The following is an 829-nucleotide window of genomic DNA, read 5'->3' on the forward strand; positions in this document are numbered from 1 at the left end:
GCTCTAGGTCACATACCCATAAAATAGTTTTCGTTTTGAATGGATTATGATTCACTGCCTCTGTTGATTTGGAGGCAGTGATGGCACGCTTTGATTTGACGGACTCCGAGTGGTCTGTGATTGAACCGCTTCTTCCGACGAAGGTCCGCGGGAAAAAGCGGGTTGACGACCGACGGGTGTTGAACGGCATTTTCTGGCGGCTTCGGACCGGTGCGCCTTGGGCCGATATTCCCGCGCGATACGGTCCCTATACGACCTGCGTCAATCGTTTCAACCGATGGCGTCATGCAGGACACTGGGCTCGTATTCTCAACGCAATTTCAGACGTTTACGACGGCGATATTCAAATGATCGATAGTTCGTCGATCCGCGTGCATCAACACGCCGCCAACGGTCAAAAAAAGAGGAGCGATCCAGTTGCATGGGTCGTTCGCGCGGCGGGCTGACAACGAAAATCCATGCCCTTGTCGATGCCGGTGGTCGTCCGATCCTGTTGAAGCTGACAGCTGGTCAAGCTCATGACGGACGCTCGGCGGCGGATATGTTCGACACCGTGAAGAGCGGAAACGTCCTTCTTGCCGACCGTGCCTATGATAGCGACGCCCTGCGTCAGAACCTCAAAGCCCGTGGAGCATGGGGGTGTATCCGCCCCATGCCGAACAGGGTCAATATTCCCGTCTTCAGCCCCTGGCTTTACAAACAGCGCAATGCTGTCGAGCGCTTCTTCAACAAACTCAAACACTTCCGGGCAATCGCAACACGATACGACAAACGCGACGATAATTTCCTCGCTTCCGTCCAACTCGCTTCAATCCCGATTTGGCTTCGA

General features: G+C 54.4%; 1 protein-coding gene. It reads left to right on the plus strand.

The genetic code is table 11. From position 1 onward, the window contains the following. Window positions 1-80 precede the first annotated feature (80 nt). Window positions 81-829 (plus strand): IS5 family transposase gene (locus tag IFT84_RS21265; protein ID WP_192122609.1). Its coding sequence is split into 2 segments (ribosomal slippage), with 750 coding nucleotides annotated over them: window positions 81-411 and window positions 411-829; the frame shifts between segments, so codons are not numbered across the junction. This gene is flagged as partial in the annotation.

This window comes from Rhizobium sp. CFBP 8762, from assembly GCF_014841565.1.
Lineage (GTDB): Bacteria > Pseudomonadota > Alphaproteobacteria > Rhizobiales > Rhizobiaceae > CFBP-8762.